The organism is Streptomyces sp. TLI_55 (assembly GCF_900206255.1).
Lineage (GTDB): Bacteria > Actinomycetota > Actinomycetes > Streptomycetales > Streptomycetaceae > Streptomyces > Streptomyces aquilus.
Genome location: NZ_OAOJ01000001.1, coordinates 8963661 through 8989877, shown reverse-complemented (window position 1 = coordinate 8989877; position 26217 = coordinate 8963661). Strand labels below are relative to the sequence as shown.

General features: G+C 69.5%; 19 protein-coding genes and 2 pseudogenes. 13 read left to right on the top strand and 8 right to left on the bottom strand.

Annotated features, from left to right (window positions below):
* Positions 1-78: 78 nt before the first annotated feature.
* From CRP56_RS41010 to CRP56_RS41000, 3 genes are read right to left on the bottom strand one after another with little or no spacing between them, the layout of a single operon-like run.
* A complete protein-coding gene (locus CRP56_RS41010; protein WP_097272948.1) occupies positions 79-1299 on the bottom strand; it encodes an NAD(P)/FAD-dependent oxidoreductase in 1221 nt (406 codons plus the stop codon).
* A complete protein-coding gene (locus tag CRP56_RS41005) occupies positions 1296-1643 on the bottom strand; it encodes a bifunctional 3-phenylpropionate/cinnamic acid dioxygenase ferredoxin subunit (protein ID WP_097272946.1) in 348 nt (115 codons plus the stop codon). Before CRP56_RS41005 ends, CRP56_RS41010 begins: the two co-directional genes overlap by 4 nt.
* Positions 1640-3010: an aromatic ring-hydroxylating dioxygenase subunit alpha gene (locus CRP56_RS41000; protein WP_097272944.1), complete on the bottom strand. Its 1371-nt coding sequence runs from the start codon at positions 3008-3010 to the stop codon at positions 1640-1642. Before CRP56_RS41000 ends, CRP56_RS41005 begins: the two co-directional genes overlap by 4 nt.
* A gap of 409 nt (positions 3011-3419) precedes the next feature.
* Between CRP56_RS41000 and CRP56_RS47290 the strand changes: the two genes are divergently transcribed.
* Together CRP56_RS47290 and CRP56_RS40995 are read left to right on the top strand one after the other, a co-directional pair.
* A complete protein-coding gene (locus CRP56_RS47290) occupies positions 3420-3650 on the top strand; it encodes a hypothetical protein (RefSeq protein WP_143664984.1) in 231 nt (76 codons plus the stop codon).
* Positions 3651-4210: 560 nt separating this feature from the next.
* Entirely contained in the window at positions 4211-5056 is an 846-nt protein-coding gene (locus CRP56_RS40995; RefSeq protein WP_097272942.1) for an IclR family transcriptional regulator, read from the top strand.
* 248 nt (positions 5057-5304) lie between these two features.
* Here the strand turns inward: CRP56_RS40995 and CRP56_RS40990 are convergent, their stop codons facing one another.
* Positions 5305-5916, bottom strand: coding sequence for a helix-turn-helix domain-containing protein (locus tag CRP56_RS40990; protein WP_097272939.1), 612 nt, complete (start codon positions 5914-5916; stop codon positions 5305-5307).
* A 307-nt stretch (positions 5917-6223) separates the two neighbouring features.
* Here CRP56_RS40990 and CRP56_RS40980 point away from each other — a divergent pair.
* The 5 genes and pseudogenes from CRP56_RS40980 to CRP56_RS40960 all read left to right on the top strand — a co-directional run.
* Positions 6224-6790: pseudogene (locus CRP56_RS40980) on the top strand (RNA-guided endonuclease InsQ/TnpB family protein); the annotation flags it as partial.
* 177 nt (positions 6791-6967) lie between these two features.
* Positions 6968-8119, top strand: coding sequence for an ABC transporter substrate-binding protein (locus CRP56_RS40975; protein ID WP_097272937.1), 1152 nt, complete (start codon positions 6968-6970; stop codon positions 8117-8119).
* A gap of 112 nt (positions 8120-8231) precedes the next feature.
* Positions 8232-9437, top strand: a complete 1206-nt coding sequence (locus tag CRP56_RS40970) for a sensor histidine kinase (protein WP_097272935.1) — start codon at positions 8232-8234, stop codon at positions 9435-9437.
* Positions 9434-10093, top strand: coding sequence for a response regulator transcription factor (locus CRP56_RS40965; RefSeq protein ID WP_097272933.1), 660 nt, complete (start codon positions 9434-9436; stop codon positions 10091-10093). Before CRP56_RS40970 ends, CRP56_RS40965 begins: the two co-directional genes overlap by 4 nt.
* Before the next feature lie 452 nt (positions 10094-10545).
* On the top strand, positions 10546-10950 hold the full coding sequence (locus CRP56_RS40960) for a growth inhibitor PemK (RefSeq protein ID WP_097272931.1): 405 nt from the start codon (positions 10546-10548) through the stop codon (positions 10948-10950).
* A gap of 70 nt (positions 10951-11020) precedes the next feature.
* Here CRP56_RS40960 and CRP56_RS40955 read toward each other — a convergent pair whose 3' ends face one another.
* On the bottom strand, positions 11021-13324 hold the full coding sequence (locus CRP56_RS40955) for a beta-L-arabinofuranosidase domain-containing protein (RefSeq protein WP_097272929.1): 2304 nt from the start codon (positions 13322-13324) through the stop codon (positions 11021-11023).
* Between the two features lie 768 nt (positions 13325-14092).
* Here CRP56_RS40955 and CRP56_RS40950 point away from each other — a divergent pair.
* From CRP56_RS40950 to CRP56_RS40940, 3 genes are all read left to right on the top strand, one after another.
* The gene (locus CRP56_RS40950; RefSeq protein ID WP_097272927.1) at positions 14093-15526 is read left to right on the top strand and encodes a glycoside hydrolase family 43 protein; all 1434 of its coding nucleotides are present in this window, start codon (positions 14093-14095) and stop codon (positions 15524-15526) included.
* A 103-nt stretch (positions 15527-15629) separates the two neighbouring features.
* Complete coding sequence (locus tag CRP56_RS40945) at positions 15630-17186, top strand: alpha-L-arabinofuranosidase B (RefSeq protein WP_097272925.1); 1557 nt, start codon at positions 15630-15632, stop codon at positions 17184-17186.
* Positions 17187-17275: 89 nt separating this feature from the next.
* Positions 17276-18649 carry a glycoside hydrolase family 43 protein gene (locus tag CRP56_RS40940; protein ID WP_097272923.1) on the top strand — a complete coding sequence of 458 codons (1374 nt, stop codon included), beginning with the start codon at positions 17276-17278 and terminating at the stop codon, positions 18647-18649.
* Positions 18650-18724: 75 nt separating this feature from the next.
* Here the strand turns inward: CRP56_RS40940 and CRP56_RS40935 are convergent.
* Positions 18725-19173, bottom strand: a pseudogene (locus tag CRP56_RS40935) (alpha/beta fold hydrolase); the annotation flags it as partial.
* 292 nt (positions 19174-19465) lie between these two features.
* On the opposite strand from CRP56_RS40935, the gene CRP56_RS40930 reads away from it, so the two are divergent.
* From CRP56_RS40930 to CRP56_RS40920, 3 genes are all read left to right on the top strand, one after another.
* Positions 19466-20119 (top strand): hypothetical protein, encoded by a 654-nt coding sequence (locus CRP56_RS40930; protein ID WP_143664983.1) that lies wholly within the window; start codon positions 19466-19468, stop codon positions 20117-20119.
* Positions 20120-20203: 84 nt separating this feature from the next.
* A complete protein-coding gene (locus CRP56_RS40925; protein ID WP_143664982.1) occupies positions 20204-20914 on the top strand; it encodes a hypothetical protein in 711 nt (236 codons plus the stop codon).
* Complete coding sequence (locus tag CRP56_RS40920) at positions 20911-22758, top strand: M48 family metalloprotease (RefSeq protein ID WP_097272916.1); 1848 nt, start codon at positions 20911-20913, stop codon at positions 22756-22758. The genes CRP56_RS40925 and CRP56_RS40920 overlap by 4 nt, the downstream gene beginning before the upstream one ends.
* 71 nt (positions 22759-22829) lie before the next feature.
* Here CRP56_RS40920 and CRP56_RS40915 read toward each other — a convergent pair whose 3' ends face one another.
* Entirely contained in the window at positions 22830-24167 is a 1338-nt protein-coding gene (locus CRP56_RS40915) for a ricin-type beta-trefoil lectin domain protein (protein WP_097272914.1), read from the bottom strand.
* A gap of 24 nt (positions 24168-24191) precedes the next feature.
* Positions 24192-26174, bottom strand: a complete 1983-nt coding sequence (locus CRP56_RS40910; protein WP_097272912.1) for an alpha-L-fucosidase — start codon at positions 26172-26174, stop codon at positions 24192-24194.
* Positions 26175-26217 lie beyond the last annotated feature (43 nt).

Below are 26217 nucleotides of genomic sequence, written 5' to 3'. Positions count from 1 at the left end.
GCCGCGCCGGTTGGTGCCATTCCAGCGCGGAGGGGGCGGTTCGGGGAGCGCGTGTGCCACAAGGCGGCACGTGGCGGTTCAGCGCTTCAGCAGCGTGCGCAGATCCGCGCTCTCGTCGGACAGGGCGGCCGCGTCGACAGCGACACGGCGATCGACGATCCGCCGGGCGGCCATGATGTCGCGTGGTCGGTCGATGGCGGCCGCGGCCACCAGCCGGTCGCCCAGCAACCCGAAGACGGTGAAGGCGTCGTCGTCCAAAGCCCCGCGCAGCACGGTGCGCTCGGCGGCCGCCATGGTGCCGACCGCCTCCAGCCGGGAACCGTGCCGGTCGGACCAGAACCAGGAAGCGCCGAAGGACGGCAGGGGGCGGCCGAGGATGCCGTGGGCGGCGGCCTCGCCGTCGCGCTGGGCGGCCTCCCAGTGCTCATGACGGACCTTGTGCCCCTCGGGGCGGGCGACGTCGCCGACGGCGAGGACATTGGGGTGGGAGGTGCGCTGACCGGGGTGGACGACCACACCGTTGTCGACGTTCAGCCCCGCGGCCTCGGCCAGTTCCGTGGCCGGACGCATGCCGATGCCGACCACGACGGTGTCGGCGGACACGGGTGCCGCGTAGCCGCTGAGGTGCAGCAGGACTCCGAGGTTGCCCGGACGGCGCTCGACGCATTCGACGCCGGCGGTCAGGACGGCGATGCCTTCGGCGGCGTGCCTCCGGTGCAGTGCGTTCGCGATCTCGTCCCCGACCGCCGCGGTCAGTGGCACCGGTACCGGGTCGATGAGGGTGACGCGGCAGCCCAGGGCGTGGGCGACGGCCGCGGTCTCAGCCCCGATGAGCCCCGCTCCGACCACGACCACCCGGGCGCCCGGCAGCAGCCGCTCCCGCAGCCGTTCGGCGTCCTCCCAGGTGCGCAGCAGGTGTACGGCCGGGTCGTCGCCGCCCGGCACCGGCAGGGGGCGCGCGGTGCCGCCGGTGGCCAGCACGATCCGGTCGGCTGCGGCAAGCCCGCCGTCGGCCAGCTCCAGTCCGCCCTCGTGCGGGCGGATCGCCCGGACCGTGACGCCGTCGCGGAGTTCGATGCCCTGCTCGTCGTACCACTGCTCGGGCCGCAGCAGGATGTTCTCGCGGCGGGACTTGCCGAGCAGGACGTCCTTGCTGAGTGGCGGGCGGTCGTAGGGCAGTCCGCGCTCGGCGGAGTACAGCACGAGCTCGCCGTCGTAGCCCTGGGCGCGCAGCGCGTCGCAGGTCGATACGGCGGCCAGGCCCGCGCCGACGACGGCGATGCGCCGTGGCGCGCTCATGCGTCGGCCTCCTCGCCGGGGTGCAGCCAGACCTCATCCTCGCGCACCTCGACTCTGTGCGTGCGCTGGGCGAGGGTGGCGGGCATGCACTGCGGTTCGCCGGACTTGAGGCAGAAGCGGGCGCTGTGCAGCGGGCACTCGACCTCGCCGTTCTCGATCCAGCCGTCGGCGAGCGATGCCTGGCCGTGGGTGCAGGTGTCGTCGAGGGCGTAGTAGGCGCCGCCCTCGTGGAAGACGGCGATGGCGTCGGTGTGGCCGGTGGTCTCGGCGGGCACCTTCAGCGCCTCGCCCTCCTCGATGTCGCCGACGGCGGCGACCCGGATGCCGGTGCCGATGGTGCTCATGGGGTGTCCTCGGTGTTCTTCTCGGCGTTCTTCTCGGCGCTCTTCTCGGCGTTCTTCTCGTGCCAGGCGGGCGTGTTCATCAGGTCGCGCCAGCGGGTGTAGAAGCCGCGGGCGGCGCCGTCGCTGTAGAGGCGGCCGGTGGTGCCGGGGTGGACGCCGTCCTCGGACTGAAGCCCCAGTCCCATCTGGTAGTTGAGCGTCATGGAGCCGGCCACGAAGCCGTGCGCGGTGGCCTGGCACTCGCTCCAGTTCTCGCCGTCGTCCTGCTCGAAGATGCCGCTCGGCCCGAACGTGCGCAGGTTGTAGATGCGTTGGGCGTCCTTGACCTCGTCCGGCATCGACTTGTCGACGATGGTCCAGGCCCAGACCTCCATCTTGTCCGGGCCCTTGGGGTGCCAGACGCGGATGGAGCCGTTGACCGGCAGGTAGGAGAAGTTCGGGAAGACGGTGCCGTGCCCGGTGGTCATCGGTCCCTCGACCCGGGCGTCACCGAGCCGTTCGCGCAGCGCCTCGTAGTCGGTCCACTCGTGTACGACACGGTCGTCGAAACGGCTCTTGGGATGGGTCGGAAAGCCGTGCCCGTGCCCCAGCGAGTCGGTGTACTGCCGGCCCGGCGTCTGCACGATCTCCGTCTTGGGGCCCTTGCCAGTGGGCGACATGACCATCAGCGCGGAGGCGTGCGAGATGTTGACGTGGTACCAGTCGGAGGCGAACTGCTCGGCGGCGAGCTTCCAGTTGCCCTCCAGCACCCACTTGTGCACCCCGCCGACGGCCTCGGTGCCCTCCGGGTCATGGTCGAGCATCGCGTCCAGATACCACGCCAGTCCTCCCAGCGCCTCCACCAGGGTCGGGGCCTCGGGGTTCCAGGTCGCGAAGACGAGTCCCTTGTACGTGTCGAGTTGCGCGACCTCGATCAGTCCCCACTGGTCCTGCTCGAAGTGGGCGGGGTAGTCCCCTCCGTTGGGGACGTTGATCAGCTTCCCGGAGGTGTCGTAGGACCAGCCGTGGTAGCTGCACGTGAACGCCTTCGTCGCCCCCGCGTCGGCGCGGCACACCCGCATGCCGCGGTGGCGGCAGGCGTTGAGGAAGGCACGCAGTTTCCGGTCCTTGCCCATGGTGACGATGACCGGGTCCTCGCCCATGTAGGTGGTGAAGAAGTCACCGGGCTTCGTGAACTGGCTCTCGTGCGCGAGGAACAGCCAGCTCGGCGCGAAAAGGCGGCGCAGCTCCTGCCGGTAGACGGCCTGGTCGCTGAAGATCGTGCGGTCGACCAGACCGCGGTCGAGGTCGAAGTAAGGGCTGACGTCGACGGCCGGCTCGGGTACGCGAGCCAGGCGGTCCGCCGACCGGGCGGGCGTGGTTGTCATCGCTGGGCCTCCTCGGGCCGGATCGGGCGCGCGCTGCGCCGCCCTCGTGGGCTGGTGGTTCGGCGTGCGTTCAGGTGCACACCCGAAGAGCCGGAGCGCTCCGGTTCACGCGGTGGCATGGCGGCTCCCCCGCTTCCTTGCTGGTGGTTCATCGGACGGTGGCGGTCAGTTCGGGCAGGTGGCCGGTGCCGGAGCGCACGGCGAGCCGAGAGCCCGGTGTCGGTGGGACGGCGGCGCGCCCGGACCCGGTGAAGCAGCAGCTCGCCCGGGTGGAGGGCGCTGCCTTGCGCGTGGAGCGTCCGGGCGGGCCGGGCCACGGCCCGCAGCGGATCGCCGAGGACTTCGGCCCCCAGGCCAGGCGCGACGCTCCCCGTCGGTGTACTGCCCGACGTACTCGTCCCGGAGCCCCATGAGCAGCTCGTCCGTGGTGTCGACGGGACGGCCGACGGCGACGCGCGCCGAGGAGGCGTTGCCGGCGACGGTGTCGGCCGGGGAGACGCGCTGGTCGGCGATGGGGCTGTCGATGATCTCCATGGCCGGCGCCGGCTCGGAGACGACCGCCCGGACCTCCGCGCCCGCACGCGGGGTCCGGACAGCCGGCCGAGGATCAGACCGACCTCTGCCTCGGCCCGCGGGGTGATGAGCTCCCGCGTGTTGGTGGTCCCGCCGTCCGGGATCGACTGGCACAGGGTCCCGAAGCTCGCTTCGGGCAGGCCGAGTTGCTCGCACATCGGCACGGGCGTGAGGCCCGCCTTGCGTCCGAGAGGGTGCTCACCCGCCGCGAGACGGATCCGTACGTCGGCCTCCTGCACGGCGAAGGCGCCGGCCAGGTCCGGGTCCCCGTACTCCTCGGTGAGTGGCGCGACGGGAATCCTCCCCCAGCCTTCGGCCGGGAGGTGCCCCCAGGCCTCGGCACGCCGCAGCACCGCCGCCGGCTCCTCGACGAGCTGTGCGTCGGGGGAAGCAGGGGCGGCGAGGACGGCGGTCGTGGCCACTGTGGCGTGTCGCTGCATGGCCACAGCACACGCTGCTCCCGGCCGCCGTGCCCAGCCACCGTGCCGGGATACGGCACGGCGTGACGATCGGATCCGTCACACAGAGACAAGCGGGGTCCCCGGCGTTTTACAACGACGAAACGATCGAATAAGCTGGACGCGCGTCCATTTTAATGGCCACCCTGGATCCCCATCGGAGCCCGCCATGCCACTCCCCTCCTTGCCTTCCGCACAGCCCTCAGCCACGGCGACCGGCGAGCCCGACCAGCAGACCGCGGTCGACAAGGCGCTCTTCCTCCTGAAGTCCCTCGCCGAACTGGACGGGGAGATCGGCGTGAGCGAGCTGGCCCGGCGGACACGGCTGACCAAGTCGACCACCTTCCGACTGCTGGGCATCCTCCACCGCAACGACCTCGTGGAACGTGTCGGCAGCAACTACCGGCTGGGCTCCCAGCTCTTCGACATCGGCGTACGGGTCTACGGCCCCAACCCTCCGCTGCTGCAGGAATGCCTGCTGCCGCATCTGGCGGACCTGTACGAGATGACCCACGAGACCGTGCACCTGGCCGTACTGCACGACACCGACATCGTGTACGTCAACAAGATCCAGGGCCACCGAGCGACCCGCTCCCCCTCCCGGATCGGCGCCCGCCTGCCCGCCTACTGCACCGGCGTCGGCAAGGCCCTCCTCGCCTTCGACCACGACGCCGCCGAGGCCGCGATCGCCTACGGACTCACGGCACGCACGGACTACACCTGCACCGATCCCGACCGTTTCCGGGCCGAGCTGTGCCGCATCCGCCGGGACGGCGTCGCCTACGACCGCCAGGAAGCCGTTCCCGGCCTCACCTGCGTCGCCGTACCGATCATGGGTTCGGCCGGGCGACCCGTGGCCGCCTTCTCCGTCGCGAGCGCCGACCGCCGCTTCGAACCCGCCCGGTTCGCGCCGGCTCTGCGACGCGTGGCCTACGAAGCGGCACGCGCGGTCAACGCGGCCACTGCGAGCCGGCAGCAGGCCCCCTCAAGGCTCGACGATCTGTCGGCGGCTTGACCCTCGCACGAGTGCCGACAGGCCACTCACCTGGACGGCGACCCCGGTGTGCGCGGCACCGAGGTCGCCTCACGGACGGGCCAGGCCCAGCGGAGTGGCCTGATCCCATCCCCGTTCACCGCTGTCCTTGCCAGGAGTGGTCAGCGGTGATGTCGCCCCCGACGTCCACCGGCGGCTGACGCCAGCATTCCGGGTCGGCGCCTGCCGAGGCGAGGACATGTGCCGAAAGACGGCACGGCGCAGCCGGATCAGCGCCGGGCGCCGCCGTGCGTGCGCGCCACGCTGACACCGCCGGTGCCGGGCTGCACGCGCGGCACGCTCACCACGATGTGCACGAGGCTCTCGCCGTCCAGCGACTCGTAGACGTGCGGCCGGTCGCCCGGATAGCGCACGAAGTCCCCGGCCGACAGCTCCACCGCCTCCCCGGCGGGACCCACGCGGACACGGCCGCTGATCACGTACAGGTGCTCCAGGGTGCCCACCGGGTGCGGCTCAGACGGCTTGACCACGCCGTCCGGGTCCTGGGCGATGCGCACCACGTAGTTCTCGATGACACCGGAGCCGTACACGTGGTCCAGCGACCGGGACTCGTATCCGCCGTGCTGCTCCCAGACGACCTCGTCGGCCCGCTGCACGGTCATCACCTGCTCCCGTTCGGCCACCAGCCGGGTGACCGGGACACCGAGCGCAGTCGCTATGGCGAACAAGGTGTCCACCGTGGGGTTGCCGGTGCCCTGCTCCAGATTCGACAGGGTCTGCTTGGCCAGCCCGGCCTGCCGGGCCAACTCGGCCAGGGACAGACCCCGCTGCTCTCTGAGAAAGCGCACGTTGCGCGCCACTACGGCGTTTCCTGTGGACACACGGCCACTTTAATTGGTCCCGGCAAGGGGGCACGGCGGGCATCCCAGCTGTGCAGCGATCACGCCGGGGATCGATGGCCCCTCCATGGATCGCGGCCGGGCATGAACCCACTCACCCGACAGGGACGCCGCATTCGACGCCCCGACGGGACGGCCGTCGAGGTCTACAGGACCGGCCGGTACATCGCAATGACGGGGCGCCGACATGGCTCTTCCCCGTCGATCCTCGCCGACGTATCCGACGTCATCCATCGTCTGACGGCCGATGCGTGATCTCGCGCCGACGGCCGGAGCCGCGGAGTTCGTCGCGTTCCGGCTCCGGGATGGCCGGCTGACCCTGGCGAAGACGGCGGAGCCGCTGGAGATCGTGTGGTCGCGTCCGCTGCCCGAGGGTGCGTCGCCGTCCACGGTGACGGTCTCGCAGGACTCGGCCGGACGCTGGTACGTGTCCCTGCTGTGTGAGGACACCTCCCTCCAGCCACTCCCGGCCACGCATGCGGCTGTCGGTGTCGATGTCGGCCTCGACCATCTGCTGACCCTCTCCCCGGGGGAGAAGGTCTCCGACCCCCGGCACGAACGCCGCGACCGGGCCCGTCTGGCCACGGCGCAGCGGCGGCTTGCCCGCAAGGCCAAGGGGGATGGAGCGAACCTGGCCAAGGCACGCCGGAAGGTGGCCAGGATCTACGCCCGCATCGCCGACCGCAGGCGCGACCACCTGCACAAATCACCACTCGACCGGGACGTGAACGCAGCGAAGATCATTCTGGCCGTCGGGCTGACGGTGTCTGGCTGTGGAGCTGGTGTAAGACCTCAACGGCGCACTCCGGGCGGGCAGTCGGCTGTGAAGCAGATAACCCCACGGCGCGAGCCGTAGGAATCTCCCTCCTTCAGGAGGGAGAGGAAGTCAATTCCCCCTCACAGGCTGGGCGTTCAACCGAAAGGTTGAACCCAAGGGCAACCTATGGGCGACGCGCAACGGCGCTGCCGCTCGGCAGACTGGCCGCGCCGCCGCGTACGGAAGGTGGCGGCGGAATCAGGAGGACCCCCCACCATGCCCAGCAACTTCAGCAGGCGTCGGCTGCTCACGACCGGTGCCGGTGTCGCGCTCGGCGGTGCCGCCGCCGTCGCCGCGCAGAGCACTGCGAGCGCCGCCGCCCCGGCCGTCGCCTCGTCGCTCACCGGCGTCCGCGAGGAGACCCGCTCTCTCGACGAGCTGTACGAGGCGGCGATAGCCGAGGGCGGCAGGCTCGTCCTGTACCAGGGCGGGGACGTGGACAGCCAGGCGGCCGGGGTGCGTGCCGCCTGGGCCGCGCGCTTCCCGAAGGTCGAGCTGACGGCCGTCGTGGACTACAGCAAGTACCACGACGTCCGCGTCGACAACCAGCTCGCCACCGGCACCCTGGTCCCCGACGTCGTCCAGCTCCAGACGCTCCAGGACTTCACCCGCTGGAAGCGTGAGGGCAAGCTGCTCCCCTACAAGCCGGCCGGGTTCTCCAAGGTCCACCAGGGCTTCAAGGACGAGGACGGCGCGTGGACCGCCGTGATGGTCATCGCCTTCAGCTTCCTGTACGACATCCAGGGCGTCGGCGCCCCTGCGCCGAAGACCCCGCTGGACCTGATCGATCCGCGGTGGAAGGGCGCGATCGCGTCCTCGTACCCGAACGACGACGACGCGGTCCTCTTCCTGTACACCCTCTACCAGCAGCGGTACGGCTGGGACTGGGTGGCGAAGTTCGCGGCGCAGCAGCCGCAGTTCGCGCGGGGCACGAACACCCCCGGTGCCGCGGTCAACGGCGGGACGAAGGCCATCGGGGTCGGCAGCGCGGGCAGCCTGCTCTCCTCGTCGACGACGGTCAAGTGGGTCGTGCCCGAGGGCGACCACCCGTTCATGGCGTGGGGCCAGCGTGCCGCGATCCTGAAGCAGGCGGCTCACCCGGCGGCCGCCAAGCTGTACATGAACTGGCAGCTGTCCGAGGGAAGCCAGAAGGCCAGCTTCAACGGCTGGTCGGTGCGCACCGACGTCACCCCGAACCCGAGCCTGAAGCCGGTGTGGGAGTTCCCGAACGCCCACCTCGACGAGTTCCCGAGGTTCATGGAGGACCGGGCGACGATCGAGCGGTTGAAGCAGACGTTCTCCCTGTACTTCGGTGAGGTCCAGGGCGCTCCCTCGCCCGGCTGGCTCGGACTGCACCCGGGGGCCTGACATCAGCGCGAGCACGGCTTCGTCCGGGCGTTTACAGCGATCACACAGGTCACGGCCTACAATCCGTGCCCTGTTGTCACCGCCGCCCGGCCCGCCCCAGGGAGCCGCAGCCGTGCCCGTCACCGCACTCGCCGTCCGCCGCTCCGCCGTGTCCGCGCGTCACCTGCCGCACCTGGTGTTCCTGGTCGCGGCCGGCGGCACCCTCGTCCGGCTCGTCCAGTTGAACAACGAGCTGTGCTGGCGGGTCGCGCCGCCCACGGCGGCCATGGCCCTGCTGTATGCGGTCGGCCTGAGCCGCTGGGACCGGCTCGGCCGGGCCCGGCCCCTGCTGCTCGGTGTCCTTCTGCTGCTGTGGGTATCGGTCGCCTGGACCTTGTGGGGCCCGCTCGCCTCCGGGTACGCGTGGCTGGCGGTGCCCTTCGCGGTCCTGGCGATGCGGATGCCCACGCGCGCGGAGCGGGCCGTGGCCCTCGGCGTGATCACGGCCCTGCTGCTGGCCGTCCTGGTGCGGGCGTACGGCGTCGTCGACCCCGACGCCCTGGCACCGCCGGTCACCGCCGTCCTGGCCACCGCGCTGCTGTACCGCGACCAGCAGCGGCTCACCCAGGAGTTGGCCGGCACCCGCGGGGCGCTGGCCCGGCAGCAGCGTGAGGCCGGGCGGCTCGCGGAGCGGGCGCGGATCGCCCGGGACCTTCACGACACGCTCGCGCAGGAGATCGCCGGCAGCCGGATGCTGCTGCAAGCCGCCGAGCGTGACTGGGAGCGCCGTCCTGAGGCGGCCCGCAGGCAGGTGCGGGTCGTCACCGAAGCGCTCGGCGATCATCTCGCGCAGACCCGCGGCATCATCCAGGACCTCACCCCGCCGGTGCTCGCCGAGGACGGACTGGAGTCGGCGCTGCGCGACCTGTGCGCCCGCACGGACATCACGGCCGGCACGCCTCGGATCTCCTTCCGTACCGAGCACGACGCCTGCCCGCTGCCCACCGAGCACGCGGTCGCCCTGCTGCGGGTCACCCAGGGGCTGCTCGCCAACGCGTGCGAACACGCGAGCGCCGGCCAGGTGCAGGTGACCCTGGTGTACGGCGAGGAGGGGGCGGCGGCCGTCGAGGTGCGCGACGACGGGACCGGCTTCGACCCGGGCGCCGTGCGGTCCGCCGGGAACAGCCGGGGCTTCGGGCTCGGCGGGGCGCGGGAGCGGCTGGTCGCGTTGGGCGGTTCGCTCGCCGTGGACAGCGCGCCGGGACGGGGCACGCGCGTGCGTGCGTCGCTGCGGCATCCGGCGCACGCGGTGGGCCGGACCCCGGTGGGCGCCCGATGAGCGAGGCCGTCGAGCCCACGCTGCGGATCCTGATCGTCGATGACCACACCGTCGTACGAGCCGGTCTGCGCGCCCTGTTGGAAGGCGAGCCCGGTTTCGACGTGGTCGGCGAGAGCGGGGACGGGCTCGAAGCGGTGCGGCTGGTCAAGCGGCTCGGTCCCGACGTCGTGCTCATGGACCTGCGCCTGACGGAGCCGGGTGCGGCGGGCGACGGCATCGACGGCATCGAGGCCACCCGTCGGATCCTCGCGGCCGACGCGCGTGTACGGGTCGTCGTACTCACCAGCTACGGCAGCCAGGCCGACGTACTGCGGGCCGTGGAGGCGGGGGCGCGCGGGTACGTCCTCAAGGCGGGCCCACCCGAGGAACTGTTCCGCGCGGTGCGGGCCGCGGCGGCCGGGGGTCTGGCGCTGGCCCCGGAGGCCGCCGCCAGTGCTCTGGGCCGCGCGCCCGAACCTCCCCTCAGCGAGCGGGAGATCGAGGTCGTACGGCTCCTCGCACAGGGGCACAGCAACCGGGTGATCGCCGGTGCGCTCTTCCTGGCCGAGGCGACCGTGAAGACCCACCTCGTCCGCATCTACCGCAAGCTCGGCGCCGAGAACCGCGCGGCCGCGGTCAGCGAGGCCGTCCGGCTCGGGCTGATCGAGCTGGTCTGACACGCGAGGACGGCCGCGTGCTCGTCCAGTGACACGGTCAGGCCGTCGCGGGTCGAGTGGCCGTGGTAGAGGCGTGACAGGCGGGCTTTGCCGTGAATGCTGCGGATGATCGCTTGCCCGTGGACGTTGCCGACGCCCGGGGTGCATCGATGAGATGGGCGTCGATCTCCGCGAGGGCGCAGTCACGACGGGGCCCGGCTTGACCCGCTGTCGCTCCTCTACGAGGCGCTGCCGGGAAAGGAAGCGCCAGAGCATTCCGCCTGCCGTGATCACGGCACCGAGCACAACGCCGCCACTCGAACGCCTGTACCCAGCGCGCTGGGTACACTGCGACCTGCGGCCACCGCGTGATCGGTTGTCTTGACACACCGATGATCAAGGGTGGCCGTACTCGTCTCCCCAGTGCGTCAGGGGCGCGCAGGGCCGACTGACGTCCCGTGGCAGGAGGACATGTGCGACGTGGCGAAGTCTGGTGGGTGGGGTCCGACGAGCGGCGACTGTTCGTCCTGCTGTCGGGGGACGACGCGTCCGGGATCCGGGCGATGCAGGTCGTCGAGCCGGCGGGCGTCGACATCAGCGGTCTGGGCGTCGAAGTGCGGGTTGGTGCCATGGACGGGCTGCCCTTTGAGGGCGTGCTGCGGCTCGCGTTCCCTCGTCCGGGCTTCACCCCTTGCACGTGGCTGACCACTGTGTCCCGCGACGACCTGATCGAGCGGGCGGCCGTCCTGTCCTCGGCGAAGCTCAGCGAGATCGACGATGCCCTCCACCTCGCTGAACAACCGCAGGAGCAGACCCCGGCAACGACCGCGAAGCTGGGCGAGATGAGAGACGCCCTCCGTCGCGGTGAACTCGGGTGACTGTTCCGCGTTGGGTCTGCGTCCGCCCCCTCCGCCAGGAGGACCACCTCGCCCGCTTCCGCGACGGACGCTAACTCAGCACGATCCGCCAGCGGTTGTCGGCGGTGCCGTCATCCGCGTCCTGGACCGCGAACGCACCGACCGCGGTGGAGTTGCCCGTGATGGCGAGCAGCTTGCCGCTGTTCACGTTGCGGATCTTGTAGGTCCCGTCGCCCTGGTCGAGGAGGGTCCACTTGTGGTCGGCGGTGCCGTTGTCGTCCCACTGCAGAACGGTCGCGCCGTCTGCGGTGTCCATGTTCAGAACGCCGAGCACCTTGCCGCTGTTGGCGTTGCGGAAGCGGACCGCGCTTCCATCGGTGATCATTTCCCAGTTGTGGTCGGAGGTGCCGTTGTCCGTCCATTGCAGCGCGCGGCCGCCGTTGGCCGTGGACATGTTCTGGATGCCCAGCAGGAGACCGCTGCTCGCGTTGACGAGACGGACGGTGGTGCCGGTGGTGTTCCAGTAGACGGCGTAGTTGAAGCCGTGCGCGTCGTAGAACGGGCCCAGGTTGACGGTGGAGCCGCCGGAGGTGGCGGTGAAGGCGAGTGAACTGCTGCTGGTCCGTTTGATCGAGGACGTGGTCAGCGCAGGGAGGGCGCTGAGCGTGGAGTCACCGTAGTTGCCCGCGAGGACGACCGGGCCGTAGGTGATCGCGGCTACGTTCGCGTTGTCGTTGGCCGGTCGGATGCCGATCCGCATGGGCAGGCGGACGGTGACCGTGTCGCCGGAGGTCCACGAGCGGTTCAGGGTGGCGTAACTGCCGGGTGTGGTGGTGATGGTCTGCGCGACGCCGTTGACGCTGATGGTGGCCCCGGTGGTCCAGCTCGGTATGCGGATGCGCATCGCCCACGTTCCGCTGACGCTGCCGGTGACCTGAAGGGTCGTCGTGTCGCTGACCGGGAAGGTCGTCGTCTGGGTGACGGTGATGCCGCGCTCCGTCCAGGTGAGCACCGACGGCACGAACATGTTCACGGTCAGCGTGGTGTCGTCGTGGAAGTAGAGGGAGTCCATCAGCCTGGTGTGCATCTCCAGGCCCGTGCCCTGGCAGCACCAGAAGGTGCCGTAGTCGGTGCTCCAGGTGCCGCCGCCCAGGGCCGGGCCCACACCGCGCCGGCCTCCCGGCTTGAGGGGGGTGAAGTAGGTGACGTGGCCGTGGTCGTCGGCCGGGTTCTGCTGGCCGATGATCTGGTTGAGCCACGCCCGCTCGTAGTAGTCGAACAGCGCGGCGCGGTTCGGGTCGAGCGCGAACAGCTCCCGGGTGAGCGTGAGCATGTTGATGGTGTTGCAGCTTTCACACGTGTCGTTGGTCAGGTAGCCGGCGATGGCGTTGGGGGCGCGGAAGTGCTCCGCCTGGCTGTTGCCGCCGATGGCATACGTGTGTGCGTTGACCGTGATGTTCCAGGCGTTGGTGGCGATGTCCCGGTAGCGGGTGGTGCCGGTGGCCTTGTACTCCCGGGCGGCCCCGATCCACTTGGGCACCTGGGTGTTGGCGTGCAGTCCGTTGAACTGGTCCTGGTTGGCCGCCAGCGGGTCGAACACCGCGGCGTGGTCGAAGCGCTGGGCGACGGTGAGCCATCGTGCGTCGCCTGTCTGCTGGTAGAGATCGGTCAGCACGGCGTTCATGCCGCCGAACTCGATGCGCAGCATGGTCTGCATCTGCTGGGTGGTCAGCCGGCCGGTGCGCCAGTCGACCCAGCCGGCCAGGGCGAGGAGCACGTCCCGGGCCTGTGTGCTGCCGATGTGGCGCCATACGTCCAGCAGGCCGGTGAGGGTCTTGTGGATGGTGTAGTACAGCACCTCGCCACTGGTTCCCTGCTCGAGAGCAGTGAAGTTGGACTCGGGATAGCCGGAGAGGTATCCGGGATTGAAGCCGGCGGCGCTGTTGTTGGCCTGGCACTTGGCCAGCTCCGCGACCATGTAGGTGGCCTTGTCCCGGTAGGCGGTGTCCCCGGTGACGGCGTACGACTGTGCCCATGCCGTCAGGAAGTGCCCCTGGATGTGGGTCCGGAAGCCGAAGTTCGGCGCGTCCCAGCCGCCGTTGGCGGTCGCGCCGTTGGTGGACAGCTTGTGGGTGGCGCGGAAGTTGTACAGCAGCCGGTCCACATCGATGAACCGCAGATAGTTCTGTGTGCGGTTCTGGTTGTCCAGCCACCGGCTCGCGGTGAGCCGGACCTGGCCGAGTTCGAAGGGGTGCGCCAAGGCCCCGATGTCGCTCCTCGCGGGGGCGATCGCCGCTTGGGCGGAGGACGCGCCGAGAAAGGATCCGGTGGCAGAGGCGGCCACAGTGGCCCCGGCCAGTTGCAGGAGACGACGTCTGCTGACGGAGGAGGACATCTTTGGCCTTTCGGTACGGCAGTGCGGCTGCTTGGACTGTCGATGTGCCGACGGGCCGACGTGCGACTACCCACCCCGGTTCGACTTATCAAACGTCGTCCGAAATATGGAACGCGACTCATCGCTGACACATGGGATGGATTAAGGGGTACGGACGCCGCTGATGTCTAGCCCGTGGACACACAATTCTGCGTAGCCCCCCTGCGCATGCCGGGCCGCCTGATCTGCCGTGTCGAGTCGTGTGCATGTACCGGAGACGGGGGGACGGCGCGGCGATAACAGAAACTCGGGGGACGTTCTGCGGGCCGAGCCAGGGGGCCGGGTGCGGGCCGGATCGCTCATCTGTCAGTTCGGTTAATCGGATGTGTCGGATGTATTGACGCGCTCACTTTTCCAGATTTAGCCTCTGCCCGATTTCGCGAACAGTGTTCGACATATCGTCCAACCTGCTCGACCGGACTGCGAGTTGACTAGGGAGGTCTCTGGCCGAAACGCCACCCACCTGAAACGCCTTCAAGGGCGCCGACAAGCGCAGCCACCCTTCGCGTGCCGCAACCGCCCCACCTGGGCAGACGCACGCAATCGCGCACCCTGACGCGCCGTCACCACGGCGCCCCGGACGAAGCGGTGAAACACCGTCGTCCGGATCCCCCCTTCCGACCCGCGCGGTGCCCGGGCCCTGGCCCGCTCACTCCGAGATCACATTCCCCCCGCCACCCCGCTCGCCCTTTCGCCTGGCGATAGCACCCGCACCCGACAGGAGATCCGATGTCTGCGCTCCGCGCCCGGCTGACGGTCATATTGCTCGCCGTCTGCCTCCTCTTCACGGGCCAAGCCCTCACCACACCCCAGCGGGCGGCCGCCGCCGACCCCGGCTACCTGATGGTGCACTTCACCGGCGACTCCGCGACCGGTCAGCAGCTCTACGTCGCGCACAGCGCGGACGGCCTGCACTGGAACGACCTCAACGGCGGACAGCCGGTCCTCAACTCGAAGATCGGCACGAAGGGCGTGCGCGACCCCGCACTGGTGCGCTCCCAGGACGGCCGAAAGTACTGGATCATCGCCACCGACCTGTGCATCAACTGCGGCTCGACGTACGCCAACGGCAGCCCCAACTTCGTGGTGTGGGAGTCCACCGACCTGGTGAACTGGTCGGACCCCTGGCTGCTCCCCGCCGCCTCGCTGGTCCCCGGCGGAAAGAACGCGTGGGCGCCGGAGGCGATCTGGAACCCCGAGACCAATGACTACGTCGTCTACTGGGCGACGAACGCCACGCTGAACGGCATCAACAAGTACCGCATCTACGCCGCCCGCACCACGGACTTCCACACCCTCACCACCACCCCGCAGGTCTGGATCGACCCGCCCGGCAACACCGCGGTCGTCGACACCCAGATGACCGAGGTGCCCGCAGGTACCGGCCCCTACCGCTACCTGAGGGCCTCCGGCGACGGCAAGAACAGCATCGAGGGCAGCAACTCGATCCTCGGGACGTGGACCAACCTCGGCGACCTCTCCACCAGCCTCGGCCTCACCGGCAACGTGGTCGAGGGCCCGGTCTGGATGAAGTTCCAGAACACCAACCAGTGGGCCCTCTACATCGACTACAACAGCCCGCAGGGCGTACGCGAATACCGGCCGATCCTGACGAACAACCCGTTCGACGTCAGCACCTACCAGCTCCAGCCGGCGGCCAACTACGACATGGGCGGCACCGCCAAGCGCCACGGCGCGATCCTGCCCCTCACCTCCGCCGAGGAGAGCCGCGTCCTCGCACGCTGGCCCAACACCCCGGCGCAGCGGCTCCAGTCGTACAACTACCAGGACCGGTACGTGCGTCAGACCAACTTCGACGTGCGCATCGACCCGAACGTCACGCCCATCCAGGACTCCCAGTTCCGGCCGCGGCCCGGCCTCGTGGGCACCGGCACCGTCTCCTTCGAGTCGGTGAACTACCCCGGCTACTACCTGCGCCACCAGAACTACGACTTCCAGCTCGTCCGCAACGACGGCACCGCCCAGTTCGCCGCCGACGCCACCTTCAACAAGGTCGCCGGCCTCGCCGACCCGACCTGGTCGTCCTTCGAGTCGTACAACCACCCCGGCTACTACATCCGCCACTACGCCTACCAGCTCCGCCTCGACCCCATCACCACCGCTACGGGGCGCAGTGACGCCACCTTCCGCGTGACGAGCTGACCCGACCGTCTCACGGAGCGCTCTGCGGAATCCGCCGATCCTCCGGCGGACCCCACACAGGAATCCCCCTCACCTTCCGCTCCACCCTGCGTAGGAGTCCTTCATGATCAAGAAACAGTGGATGGGCCGCGCCAGACGCGCACTGCTGGCAGCCGGTGCCACCGCCGCCCTCGCCGCCGGCCTGCTCACCGCCACGGCCGCCCCCTCGCAGGCCGCCACCCAGGGGCCGTGCGATATCTACGCCGCCGGCAACACCCCCTGCGTCGCCGCGCACAGCACCACCCGTGCCCTGTACGGGACGTACAACGGCCCGCTCTACCAGGTCAAGCGCGCCTCCGACAACGCGACCAAGGACATCGGGCTGCTGAGCGCGGGCGGATACGCCGACGCCGCGCAGCAGGACTCCTTCTGCGCGAACACCAGCTGTGTCATCACCGTCATCTACGACCAGTCCCCCAAGGGCAACAACCTCACCCAGGCACCCGGAGGCGGAGCCGCCGGCGGTCCGGACAACCTCGCCAACGCCGTCGAGGCGCCGGTCACCGTCGCCGGACACAAGGCGTACGGCGTCTACATCGCCCCCGGCACCGGCTACCGCAACAACAACACCAACGGCATCGCCACCGGCGACCAGCCCGAGGGCATGTACGCGATCTTCAACGGCAAGCACTTCAACGGCGGCTGCTGCTTCGACTACGGCAACGCCGAGACCAACAACCTGGACACCGGCAACGGCCACATGGAGGCCCTCTACTTCGGCAACAACAAGGGCTGGGGCTGGGGCAGCGGCAACGGCCCCTGGGTCATGGCCGACCTGGAGAACGGTCTCTTCTCCGGGGTCAACCGCGGATTCAACGCCAACAACCCGAGCGTCGACCACCGGTTCCTGACTGCCATGCTCAAGGGCGGCGCGAACCAGTGGGCCCTGCGCGGCGGCGACGCCCAGTCGGGCGGCCTGTCCACCTTCTACAACGGAATACGCCCCACCGCCTCCGGCTACAACCCGATGCACAAGGAAGGCGCGATCATCCTCGGCATCGGAGGTGACAACAGCAAGTGGGCCCAAGGCACCTTCTACGAAGGCGTCATGACCCAGGGCTACCCCTCGGACGCCACCGAGAACGCCGTACAGGCCAACATCACCGCAGCCGGCTACAACAGCGGCTCGACCAGCACCGGAACCCTCACCCCCGGCTCCCGGATCTCTCTCAAGGCCACCACCTCGCCCTGCTGCACCTCGCACTACCTGCGGCACAACGACGCCGACAGCAAGGTCGTCATCTCCAACATCACCGCCGCCAGCTCGGCCACCGACAAGGCCGACGCCACCTGGATCGTCCGCGCCGGCCTGGCCAACACCTCCTGCCTGTCGTTCGAGTCCGTCGACAAGCCCGGCCAGTTCCTGCGCCACTACAACTACCAGCTCAACCTGAACTTCGACGACGGCGGCAGCGCGTTCGCCAAGGACGCCACCTTCTGCCCCACCGCGGGCAACAGCGGCGCCGGCACCTCCTTCCAGTCCGCCAACTTCCCGACGAAGTACCTCCGCCACTACAACTACACGGTCTACATCGCGAGCAACGGCGGCTCCAACGCCTGGGACTCCACGACGTCATGGGCCCAGGACACCAGCTGGCTCACCGCGGCTCCCTGGAGCTGACGAGGGACCGAACCCGTGGGCGGCTCCGGGCCGGTGCCGCCCACGGGTTCTTCATCCGCCCGCACCTTCCTATGCCCCGGAGGCACCAGATGAGCGCCCCCCTCCCCTCACGCCGACTGTTCCTCGGCATGGCCGCGGCCGTGCCGCTGTCCACCACCGGCCTGCTGACGCTCGGCAGCCGGTCCGCGAGCGCCGCGACGACTTCCCCGTTCGTCATGGCCTACTTCACCCAGTCACCGAGAAACCTCGGCACGGACTACGGCCTGCACCTCGCGGTCAGCTCCGACGCGCTGCAATGGATGCCGCTCAACCAGAACAACCCCGTCGTGACCCCGACCGCGGGCGACGGCGGTCTGCGCGACCCGTTCATCCTGCCCAAGCAGGACGGGACGTACGTCGTCCTCGCGACCAATCTGAAGGGCACCGACTGGTCGAAGAAGACGCCGTACATCCACGTCTGGGACTCCGCCGACCTGCGCTCCTTCGACAACTACCGTCTGCTGAAACTGCACGACATGGCCACCCACACGTGGGCGCCCGATGCCTTCTGGGACCCCTCCCGGGGCCAGTACGCCATCACCTACTCGGCCGTCAACAGCAGCGGACACAACGTGATCATGGTGAACTACACCACGGACTTCCAGACGGTGACGGCACCACAGGTCTTCTTCGACCCGGGCTACGACATCATCGACGGCACCCTGGCCAAGGACGTGAACGGCGTCAACTACCTGTACTACAAAGGCCACAACAGCCTCACGGGGGCGAAGTCCACCTCCCTCGCCCCCGGCAGCTTCACCCAGTTCACCTCGGGCCTGGCGCCGCAGGGAGGCATCGAAGGCCCGATCCTCGCCGAGGCCGCCGGCACCTGGTACCTGTGGGGCGACGCCAACGCGCTCTTCTACGCCTACCAGACCAACGACCTCTCCACCGGCACCTGGACCGCCACCGACCGGCGCCTCTACACCCAGCCGCTGAACTCCAAGCACGCCGACATCAAGCCGATCCCACAGACGGTGTACGACAACATGGTCGCCAAGTGGGGAAAGCCGGCCTGGAACCGGCTGAAGTCCTACAACTTCCCGGACAGGTACTGGCGGCAGGTCGACGCCCTCGGCCGCATCGACCCGTACCCGTTCGACCCCTACACCGACTCACAATGGAAGCTGGTGCCGGGACTGGCCGACCCCTCCGGCATCTCCTTCCAGTCCGTCACCGACCCGACCCGCTACCTGCGACACTCCTACTTCCAGCTGCGACTCGACGCCAACGACGGCACCGCGAAATTCGCCCAGGACGCCACCTTCCACAAGACGGCCGGACTCGCCGACCCGTCCTGGTCGTCGTTCCGCTCACACAACTACCCGGACCGCTACATCCGGCACTACGACTACGCGCTGCGTATCGACCCGACCTCCACCACCACCAGCAGGGCCGACGCCACGTTCTCCGTCTGGTACTGACCTCGGCGTCCACCCTGGGGGCTTGTCGGCGCAGCGGTTTCTCACTCAGGTCGTCCGGCGAAGAAGTCAGATCTTGGTGAGACCGGCCCGGTAGTCCTCCAGCATCGCCCGCACCACGGCGTTGATGACCCGCTCGGGAATGTCCGGCTGGGCGAGGAAGAACCAGTGCCACCACTGCGTGGCGAACTCGGTCGTGATGCGGGACAGATGCCCGGTGAGGGGCAGACAGTCGATCAGCGCCACCCGCGAGACGGCGTCCGGATGATCGAGGACAAGACGCAGCGCGACACTGCCTCCTCAGTCGTGCCCGGCGAGCGCGAATCGGGCATGGCCGAGGCAGCGCGTCACCTCGACCACATCACCGGCAACAGCCCGCTGGGACCCCGGAGATCGGGACAGACAACGGTGAGTCCGCGTCGGACGAGGAGCGGGGCGACGCGATGCCACGTCGCGGATGTCCGGGGATGGCCGTGCAGCAGCACCACCGGCGGCTGAGCACGGAACGGTAAAAAAGCAATGATCATGTGTAGTCAATTGATTGCGCACCGTAGCATCGCTGCCCCGGGGTATCGCGTTTGAAGTCCCGGTGGGGCAGGGGGCGTTGTGACATTTCATTCCGGGGCACGTTTGCATGGCGCCCGCGTCGTGGTGACGGCAGGTGTGTGTGCGGGGCTGCTAGGTGTGCTGCTGACGGGCTGCTCGGCTGATGGATCGGCGGACGCAGCAGAGTCGGTTGGTACCTCCGCGTCCGCGACGGACAGCGCCACACCGTCACCCTCCACCACCGAACCCGCCTCCCCGCTCGCGAGTTCCCCCGTGATCGAGACCACGGCCCCGCCCGTGTCGCCCTCAGCGACCGACACACCGCCGAGTGAGCCGACCGGTGCTTCCGCGCTATGGGGAGAGCACTACAGCGGGACAGCACAGGTCACGGTCGATGTGTACGACTACTGCAGCGCCGACGGTTCACGGCGGTTCGCGGACACCAAGACGTACTCCATGAACGCCACACTGGACCTCGCCCGCCCGCGCACCGGTGGGGACGAGACCGAGAGCAACCCGTTCTCTCTGCTGCTCGCGGTGGGGCAGCCCTCCGAGGCGGGCGCGGTTTCGTTCGGGTCGTCGGCCGTCAGTACCGGTTCGAGCCAGGATCTGGCGGGCAACCCACGCGACCCAAACCTGCTGCTCACCTACTGGGAACTGGAGTGGGACGACGGCGAACTGAGCGGTCGGCTCACCGACCCCCACACCGAGCAGGCCGTCGCCCTCAACCTGCTCAACTGGCCCAGACTCGTCGTGCCCTGCCGCTCCGACCTTGGTGAACTACCAGGCGGATACCCGCACGCCGTGGCCGAGGAGACCACACTCGGCGGACAGGTGGATAGCAGCAACGCCACCTTGACAGCGCAGGGCAGTACCAGCGACGGCCAGTTGGAATTCCGTTTCGACTTCTCCGGGGCCTCGACGTGATCCGCGTGAGGCGGCACACGGCGCTATCGGCGGCAGCGGAAGGCGGAGGGTTCTGTGGCCGGTGAAGATCTTGACCGATGGGGGGTGCAGTTAGCGCGCTGGGCGGCACCTGACGAAACCGTGCTCGCCGCGCAGATCACCCGCGCCTACGCCACCGGAGGCAGAGCCCGCCGGGAGCTGTTCCGGACCAGTGGCCACGCGCCAGGCGGCTTCGGCGGGGGGATCGTCACCCTGCTGCCCGAACTGCTGGACGCGCTGGCGTACGCCGCCGATGCGGTCAAGGCAGCCCTGGCCAGCCAGGAGTTCGCCAATACCGTCTCCGCGGCGGCCCTGCTGGTCAGCCTGCGGTCGCAGCGCACGGGGCCGGAGCCGCGCCCGCCGTCAAGCCCGGCACCAGGCGCAGCTGCCTCTGGCGGGCAGTCGCCCAGGAGCGACACCGAACCCGCACATCCCCGCACCGGCGAGGAAAACACCGACGCCGTGCTGGCCGCCCTGCGCATCTGCGAGCGGCTGCGCGCCCGAGGAGTCGACACCGTCACCGCCGAGGAACTCGTGGCCCAGCTGACCGCCCAACTGCTGGCCTCCGAGGACCACGGCGACGTCGCGGCCTTCCTCGACGCCCTGGTGGCGAACGAGCCGCCCGAACCTGCCGTGGGCGGCTCCCGACGCATGCTCACCCCCGTCCGCCATCTGCCCGGTGCGCTCCTCGGCCTGCTGCGCCGCCGCACAGCGCCCGGAGCCGACCCGACACAGGGAAGACCACCCACGACGGCGGAGGAGACGGACGGCGCATGAGCCCGGCGGATCCCGGTCGCTCGGTCCCACCGGCACCCGGGTCCGCCAGCCGGCCCACACGGCTGTGGGGGCCGCCGCCCTGGCTCTGGCTGACCCTCGGACTGTTCGCGGGACAGGTCCCGTTGCTGGTCGACTGGCTGGCGTGGACGGCGTCCTGGACCGGGACCGAGCACGGCCGCGACCCTGCCCTGCTGACGGCACTGGCGCTGACCGTCGTGCAGCTGCTCCCCGTGGTCTTCCTGCTGGCCGGCGCACTGTCTGTGGCCCCACCCCAACCACGCACATGGTGGGTCGAGCGGCACTACAAGCTGCAGCCGCCGGACCACGAGCCGGACGGCACACCGCACGTCTACGACCAGATGCGGCGCTTCCTCACCCGGCAGGCGCCAGGCATCGAACTGCGGGTCACTGTGCGCCGGGACCTGCTCGCCCGTGTCTATCCCGGCGGCTGGCGCACCACACGAGTCGGCGTCTTCAGCCCCCTGGTCAGTCTGTGGCAACGGGACCGGGAGGCGGCCGAAGCGGTCCTGCTGCACGAGATCGGCCACCTCCGGTACGGCGAACAGCATGTCACCGGGCTCGGCAGCCCGTTCACCGGCCTGGTCAGAGCCTGGCCGTACGTCTTCACGGTGTTCGGCCTGCTGCCCGTGGCGCTGCTGCTCGCCTCCGGCAACGCCGCCGCTCCCCTGTTGTCCGCTCAGATCGTCCTGGTGGTCCTGGCCGTGCCCAAGACCTTGCTGGTCGTGGTCGGCGCTCTGTGGACGGCGGAACTGACCGCGGACCGGTATGCGGCCGCGGCAGCCGTACCAACAGCGCAGCAGCGGGCACTGAACGCCCTGGCACAGTCCACCCACGACGCTCTGGCCCGCCTCTACCACCCACCTGTCCGCATGCGCCTGTGGTTCGCCGCCCGCGCCGAACAGCCCGTGACCCAGCTCCTGCTGGTCCTCCTGTGGCCCGCGGCGATGCTCACCGAGAACCTGCTGGACCTGTGCGGCGCCGAACTGGCCTACCGCCTGCTCGACGACACGACGGCTGCGGACGCCACCCGTAAGGCTGTCTCACTCGCCCGGGAACAGCTCGCCTCGGGTCCGACATGGTGGGCGACGCTGGGCACGCTCGCCGCCTGGCCGCTGCTCACCGGCGTCTGGGCACGGCTGTGGGGGTGGCGTGGGCGACCGGTCGGCACCTTCTCACCCGCCCTGTACGCGACCTCCGCCCTGCTCCCCGTGCTGATTCTGCTCCTCGGACTCCTCCCTGACGGCCCGAAACCCGGCGCACCCTCCCTGGCCGACTCCCGCGCCGCCGCCCCTCCAGCAGGCACCCCACCGACGCCCTGTCTCAGCCCCTCGAAGCCCGCGGCGCCCATACGACCCGATGGGCTCCCGTCCTTCACCACCCCGCCGGCAGCGGACACCACGGCCTCCCCCTCACCCGCCGACAACCGAATGCGCTCCTTCCACACGCTCCGCGTCACCTCGACAGAACCGCTGTCCGGCTCACTCACACAGGCTCAGGACCTGGCAGACCGTCTCGCCCATGTCGGCTGGACACTGAGCCCCGACGGGACACTCACCGCCACGGGCGCCGACCTCCCCGAACTGCGCACCACCGTCGTGCACGACGGCACACGCCTTCTGCGCGGCGAGCGCACCCGGACCACGGACGTCAGCGCCACCACCACCTGGGTGGAGGCGCGGCTCCGCCGACAGACGGGCCGTACCGTACGACTCGACCTGATCCGCGCGGCGACCGGCGTCACACACGCGGTGGTCGCCTGCCGGGCATTCGACTCCACCGTCACCACGGCTGCCCGACTGACCCTGCAACTCGAAGAGCAATGAAGTACACACCAGCCGAGAAATGCCGAGTCCTGGGGCCAGGCCCGTACCGGGTAGGGCCTGGCCCCGGGCCGTCAGTTCTGCAGGCGCCAGTGCTGGTTGGCGCCGCCGGAGCAGGTCCACAGCTGGATTTTCGTGCCGTTGGTCGTTGCCTGGCCGTTGGCGTCCAGGCAGAGACCCGACTGTGCCGCTGTGATCGTGCCGTCGGCGTTGATGTTCCATTGCTGGTCCGGCTGCCCGTTGCAGTCCCAGATCGCCGCCGGGGTGCCGTTGCCCGCGCCCTGGCCGACGCCCAGGCACTTGTTGCCGTAGACGACCAGCTGCTTTCCGGAGGAGTAGGTCCACCGCTGGTTGGAGCCGCCGTTGCAGTCCCACAGCTGTGCCTGCGTGCCGTTGGCCGTGGTCGAGTTGTTGATGTCGACGCAGCGTCCCGACTGCTGGCCGATGATCTGCTGGTTGCCGGACTGCGGGGGCGGCGGCTGGTTGGAGCCGAACTGGGTGAAGAACTGCCACACCGCCGCGGACGTCCAGGTGCGCCAGCCGTCACCGGTGGAGCCGTCGATGGGGCCGGGGTCGTGGCCCGCTCCGTCGAACGCGGCCCAGACGACGGGGTATCCGGACCTGCATCCGGAGTAGGTGGTAATGGTGTGCGTCAGGCTTCCGTAGGCCGGCTCGGGCGGGTTCTGCGGGGTGCAGCCGTTCGTGCGGACGAAGGTGTCGCGCAGGTCTCGTCCCGACTGGATGGGCAGCACGTTGTCCCTGAGGCCGTGCAGTCCCATGTAGGCGATGGGCTGGTTGCCGCCGTTGCAGCCGCTGAGGTTCGCGCCGGAGTAGACCGCGACCGCGCGGAAGACGGTCGCCCGGGAGCAGGCGAGGGCGTACGACATCGCGCCGCCGTAGCTGAAGCCGGCGGAGAACAGCTGGGTGGTGTCGACGCACAGGCCCGATTCGATCTGGTTGACCATGGCGTCCACGAAGGCCACGTCCTGGCCGCCGGGGTTGGCCCAGCCATTGCCGTTACCCTGGGGCGCGACGAAGATCGTGCTGTTGTTCGCCTGGTCCGCCAGGCGCCTGAGGCCGTAGTAGGACCAGTTGTAGCCGTCCGTGCCGCCCGAGTCGACGTCGTTCGCCGTGCCGCCGCGCCAGTGGAAGCCGAAGATCAGCCGGTAGGGGTGGTTGCTGTCATAGCCGGCCGGGACCCGCAGGATGTAACTGCGGTTCTGGCCGCCGCTCTGAATCGTGTGGTTGCCGCTGGTCAGCGTCGGGGCCTTCCCACAGCCGGCGCTTGCCGCGGTGGCGGACCTGGTGTCCGGCGCGGGTGCGCCGAGGGCGCTGCTGAACGAGGTGCCTGCGGTGGTCAGGACGAGAAGTAGCGCGGCCACGAAGGCCGTTAAGAGTGGTTTGCGATTCATATGCACCTTCTTCCGTTGTCGTCTTCACACTGCGGTGATGGTCCACGCGTTGTTGGTGCTGGAGTTCGGCGTCCACAGCACCGTGGTGGAGCCGGCCGTGGTGCTGCCGGCGCCGTCGAGTGCGGTGCCGGTGCCCCGGTTGACGATCTGGTAGCGGCCGTTGCCGAGGCTGTTGAGGGACCACTGCTGGTTGTTGCCGCCGTTCCACACCTCCTGGCGGGCGGGAGCGCCGTTGGCGGCGTTGCCCCAGCTGTCGGCGGCCATGCCGTTGGTGCGGTTGATGATGCGGTAGTAGCCGTTGCCGAGGTCGATCAGCTGCCACTGCAGGTTGGTGCTGCCGTCGTAGTTCCACTGCTTGAGGTTGGAGCCGGCGGTCACGTTGCCCCCGCTGTCGAGCACCAGGCCGCTGGTGACGTTGGCGATCCTGACCCAGGTCGTGGAGCCGCCCGGCGGGCCCAGGACGGGGATCTCACCGGAGAAGGTGAGCTTGACCGTGTACGCCAGCGCGCTGAACGGCGCGTTGGCGGAGGGCATGGTGAGGTGCAGGCCCGACGCGTCCTGGGTCGGTGCGGGCAGGTTGATGTAGGTGCCGGCGGTGTTGCCCAGCAGTTGGGCACCCGTCAGGCTGCTGAGGTTGATCTGGTTCGAGTTCAGCGTCGTGATCGTCAGCGTGCCGCCCTGCCAGCCCAGGGCGGTGGCGTAGAGGACCTTGTTGTCCTTGCTGCGGGTGAACCGGATGTCCTGTGGTTTGCCGGCCACCGGTCCGCTGAAGGAGCCGCCGCCCATCTTCGTGGGGCCCTCGCCGTAACTGGACCAGGAGCGGGTGGAGTAGACGGCCTCTCCGAAGCGGCCGAGCCAGTCCCCCATCGCGAGCAGGATGGACTGCTGCCCGGAGGGGATGGTGCCGTCTGCCATCGGGGCGATGTTGAGCAGCATGTTGCCGCCCTTGCTCACCCGGTCGATCAGCGAGTGGAGCAGGGCCTGGGTCGTGTAGTAGCCGATGCCCACCGTGTAGCACCAGCTGGAGGAGGAGATGCTGTCGTCGGTCAGCCAGTAGGGGGTGAGCAGACCTGCCGGGCCGCCGCGTTCGAAGTCGAAGACCTCGCCCTTGTTGTTGAGGCCGTCCTTGTAGGTGGCGACGACGTCCTTGTTCCATGCGACGGCCTGGTTGTAGTAGTGCGCGAGGAACTGCAGCCGGTAGGACTCCTGTACGAGGTTGAGGTCGAAGTCCTGCCAGACCAGGTCCGGTTGGTAGCCGTCGATGACCTCGACCAGCTTGTCGTACCAGAGCTTGTTCTCCGCGGCCGAGCCCTGCTGGCCGTAGAGGATGCGCAGCGTCGGGTCCGACTGGTTGGGCACGTGGTCGTAGAAGCCGTTGAAGTGGTACGCGTGGTGCAGCGAGGCCATGAACTTCAGTCCCTGCCCGCGGATGGCCTGCGCGTGCAGCCCCACCAGGTCGAGCTTGGGGCCGTGCTGGACCGAGTTCCACGGGTTGGCGCGGCTGTTCCACATGGAGTAGCCGTCGTGGTGCTCGGCGACCGGCCCTGCGAACCGGGCGCCCGCGGCCTTGAACAGCCGGGCCCAGGCGTCCGGGTCCCATTTGCCGCCCTGGGAGACCAGCTTGGGGGCGAACTGGACGAAGTTGCCCGCCTTGTCCCGGCCACCGTCGATGAAGTTGTGGTACGGCCAGGCCGCCGGGTCGCCGTAGGTGGCCTTGTGGTGGTTGTTCTCGGCGGAGCCATCGACGTACATGTTGCGCGGGTACCACTCGTTGCCGAACGCGGGAACGCTGAAGACGCCCCAGTGGTAGTAGATGCCGAACTTGGCGTCCTGGAACCAGGCCGGGGCCGGGGGGTGCTGGTCCACGGAGGACCAACTCGCGGTGTAGCTCTGGGGACCGTCGGTCGCGGCGGCCTCGGGGGCGAACCGCAGCAGGCCGACGGCCGCCGACGCACCGGCCGCCGCCAGCAGTCGCCGCCGACTGAGCGGCAGGGGGGAGGAAGTCATGGGAGGCCTTTCAGAGGGATCGGGCAGGCGCGGGAAGCCCGCC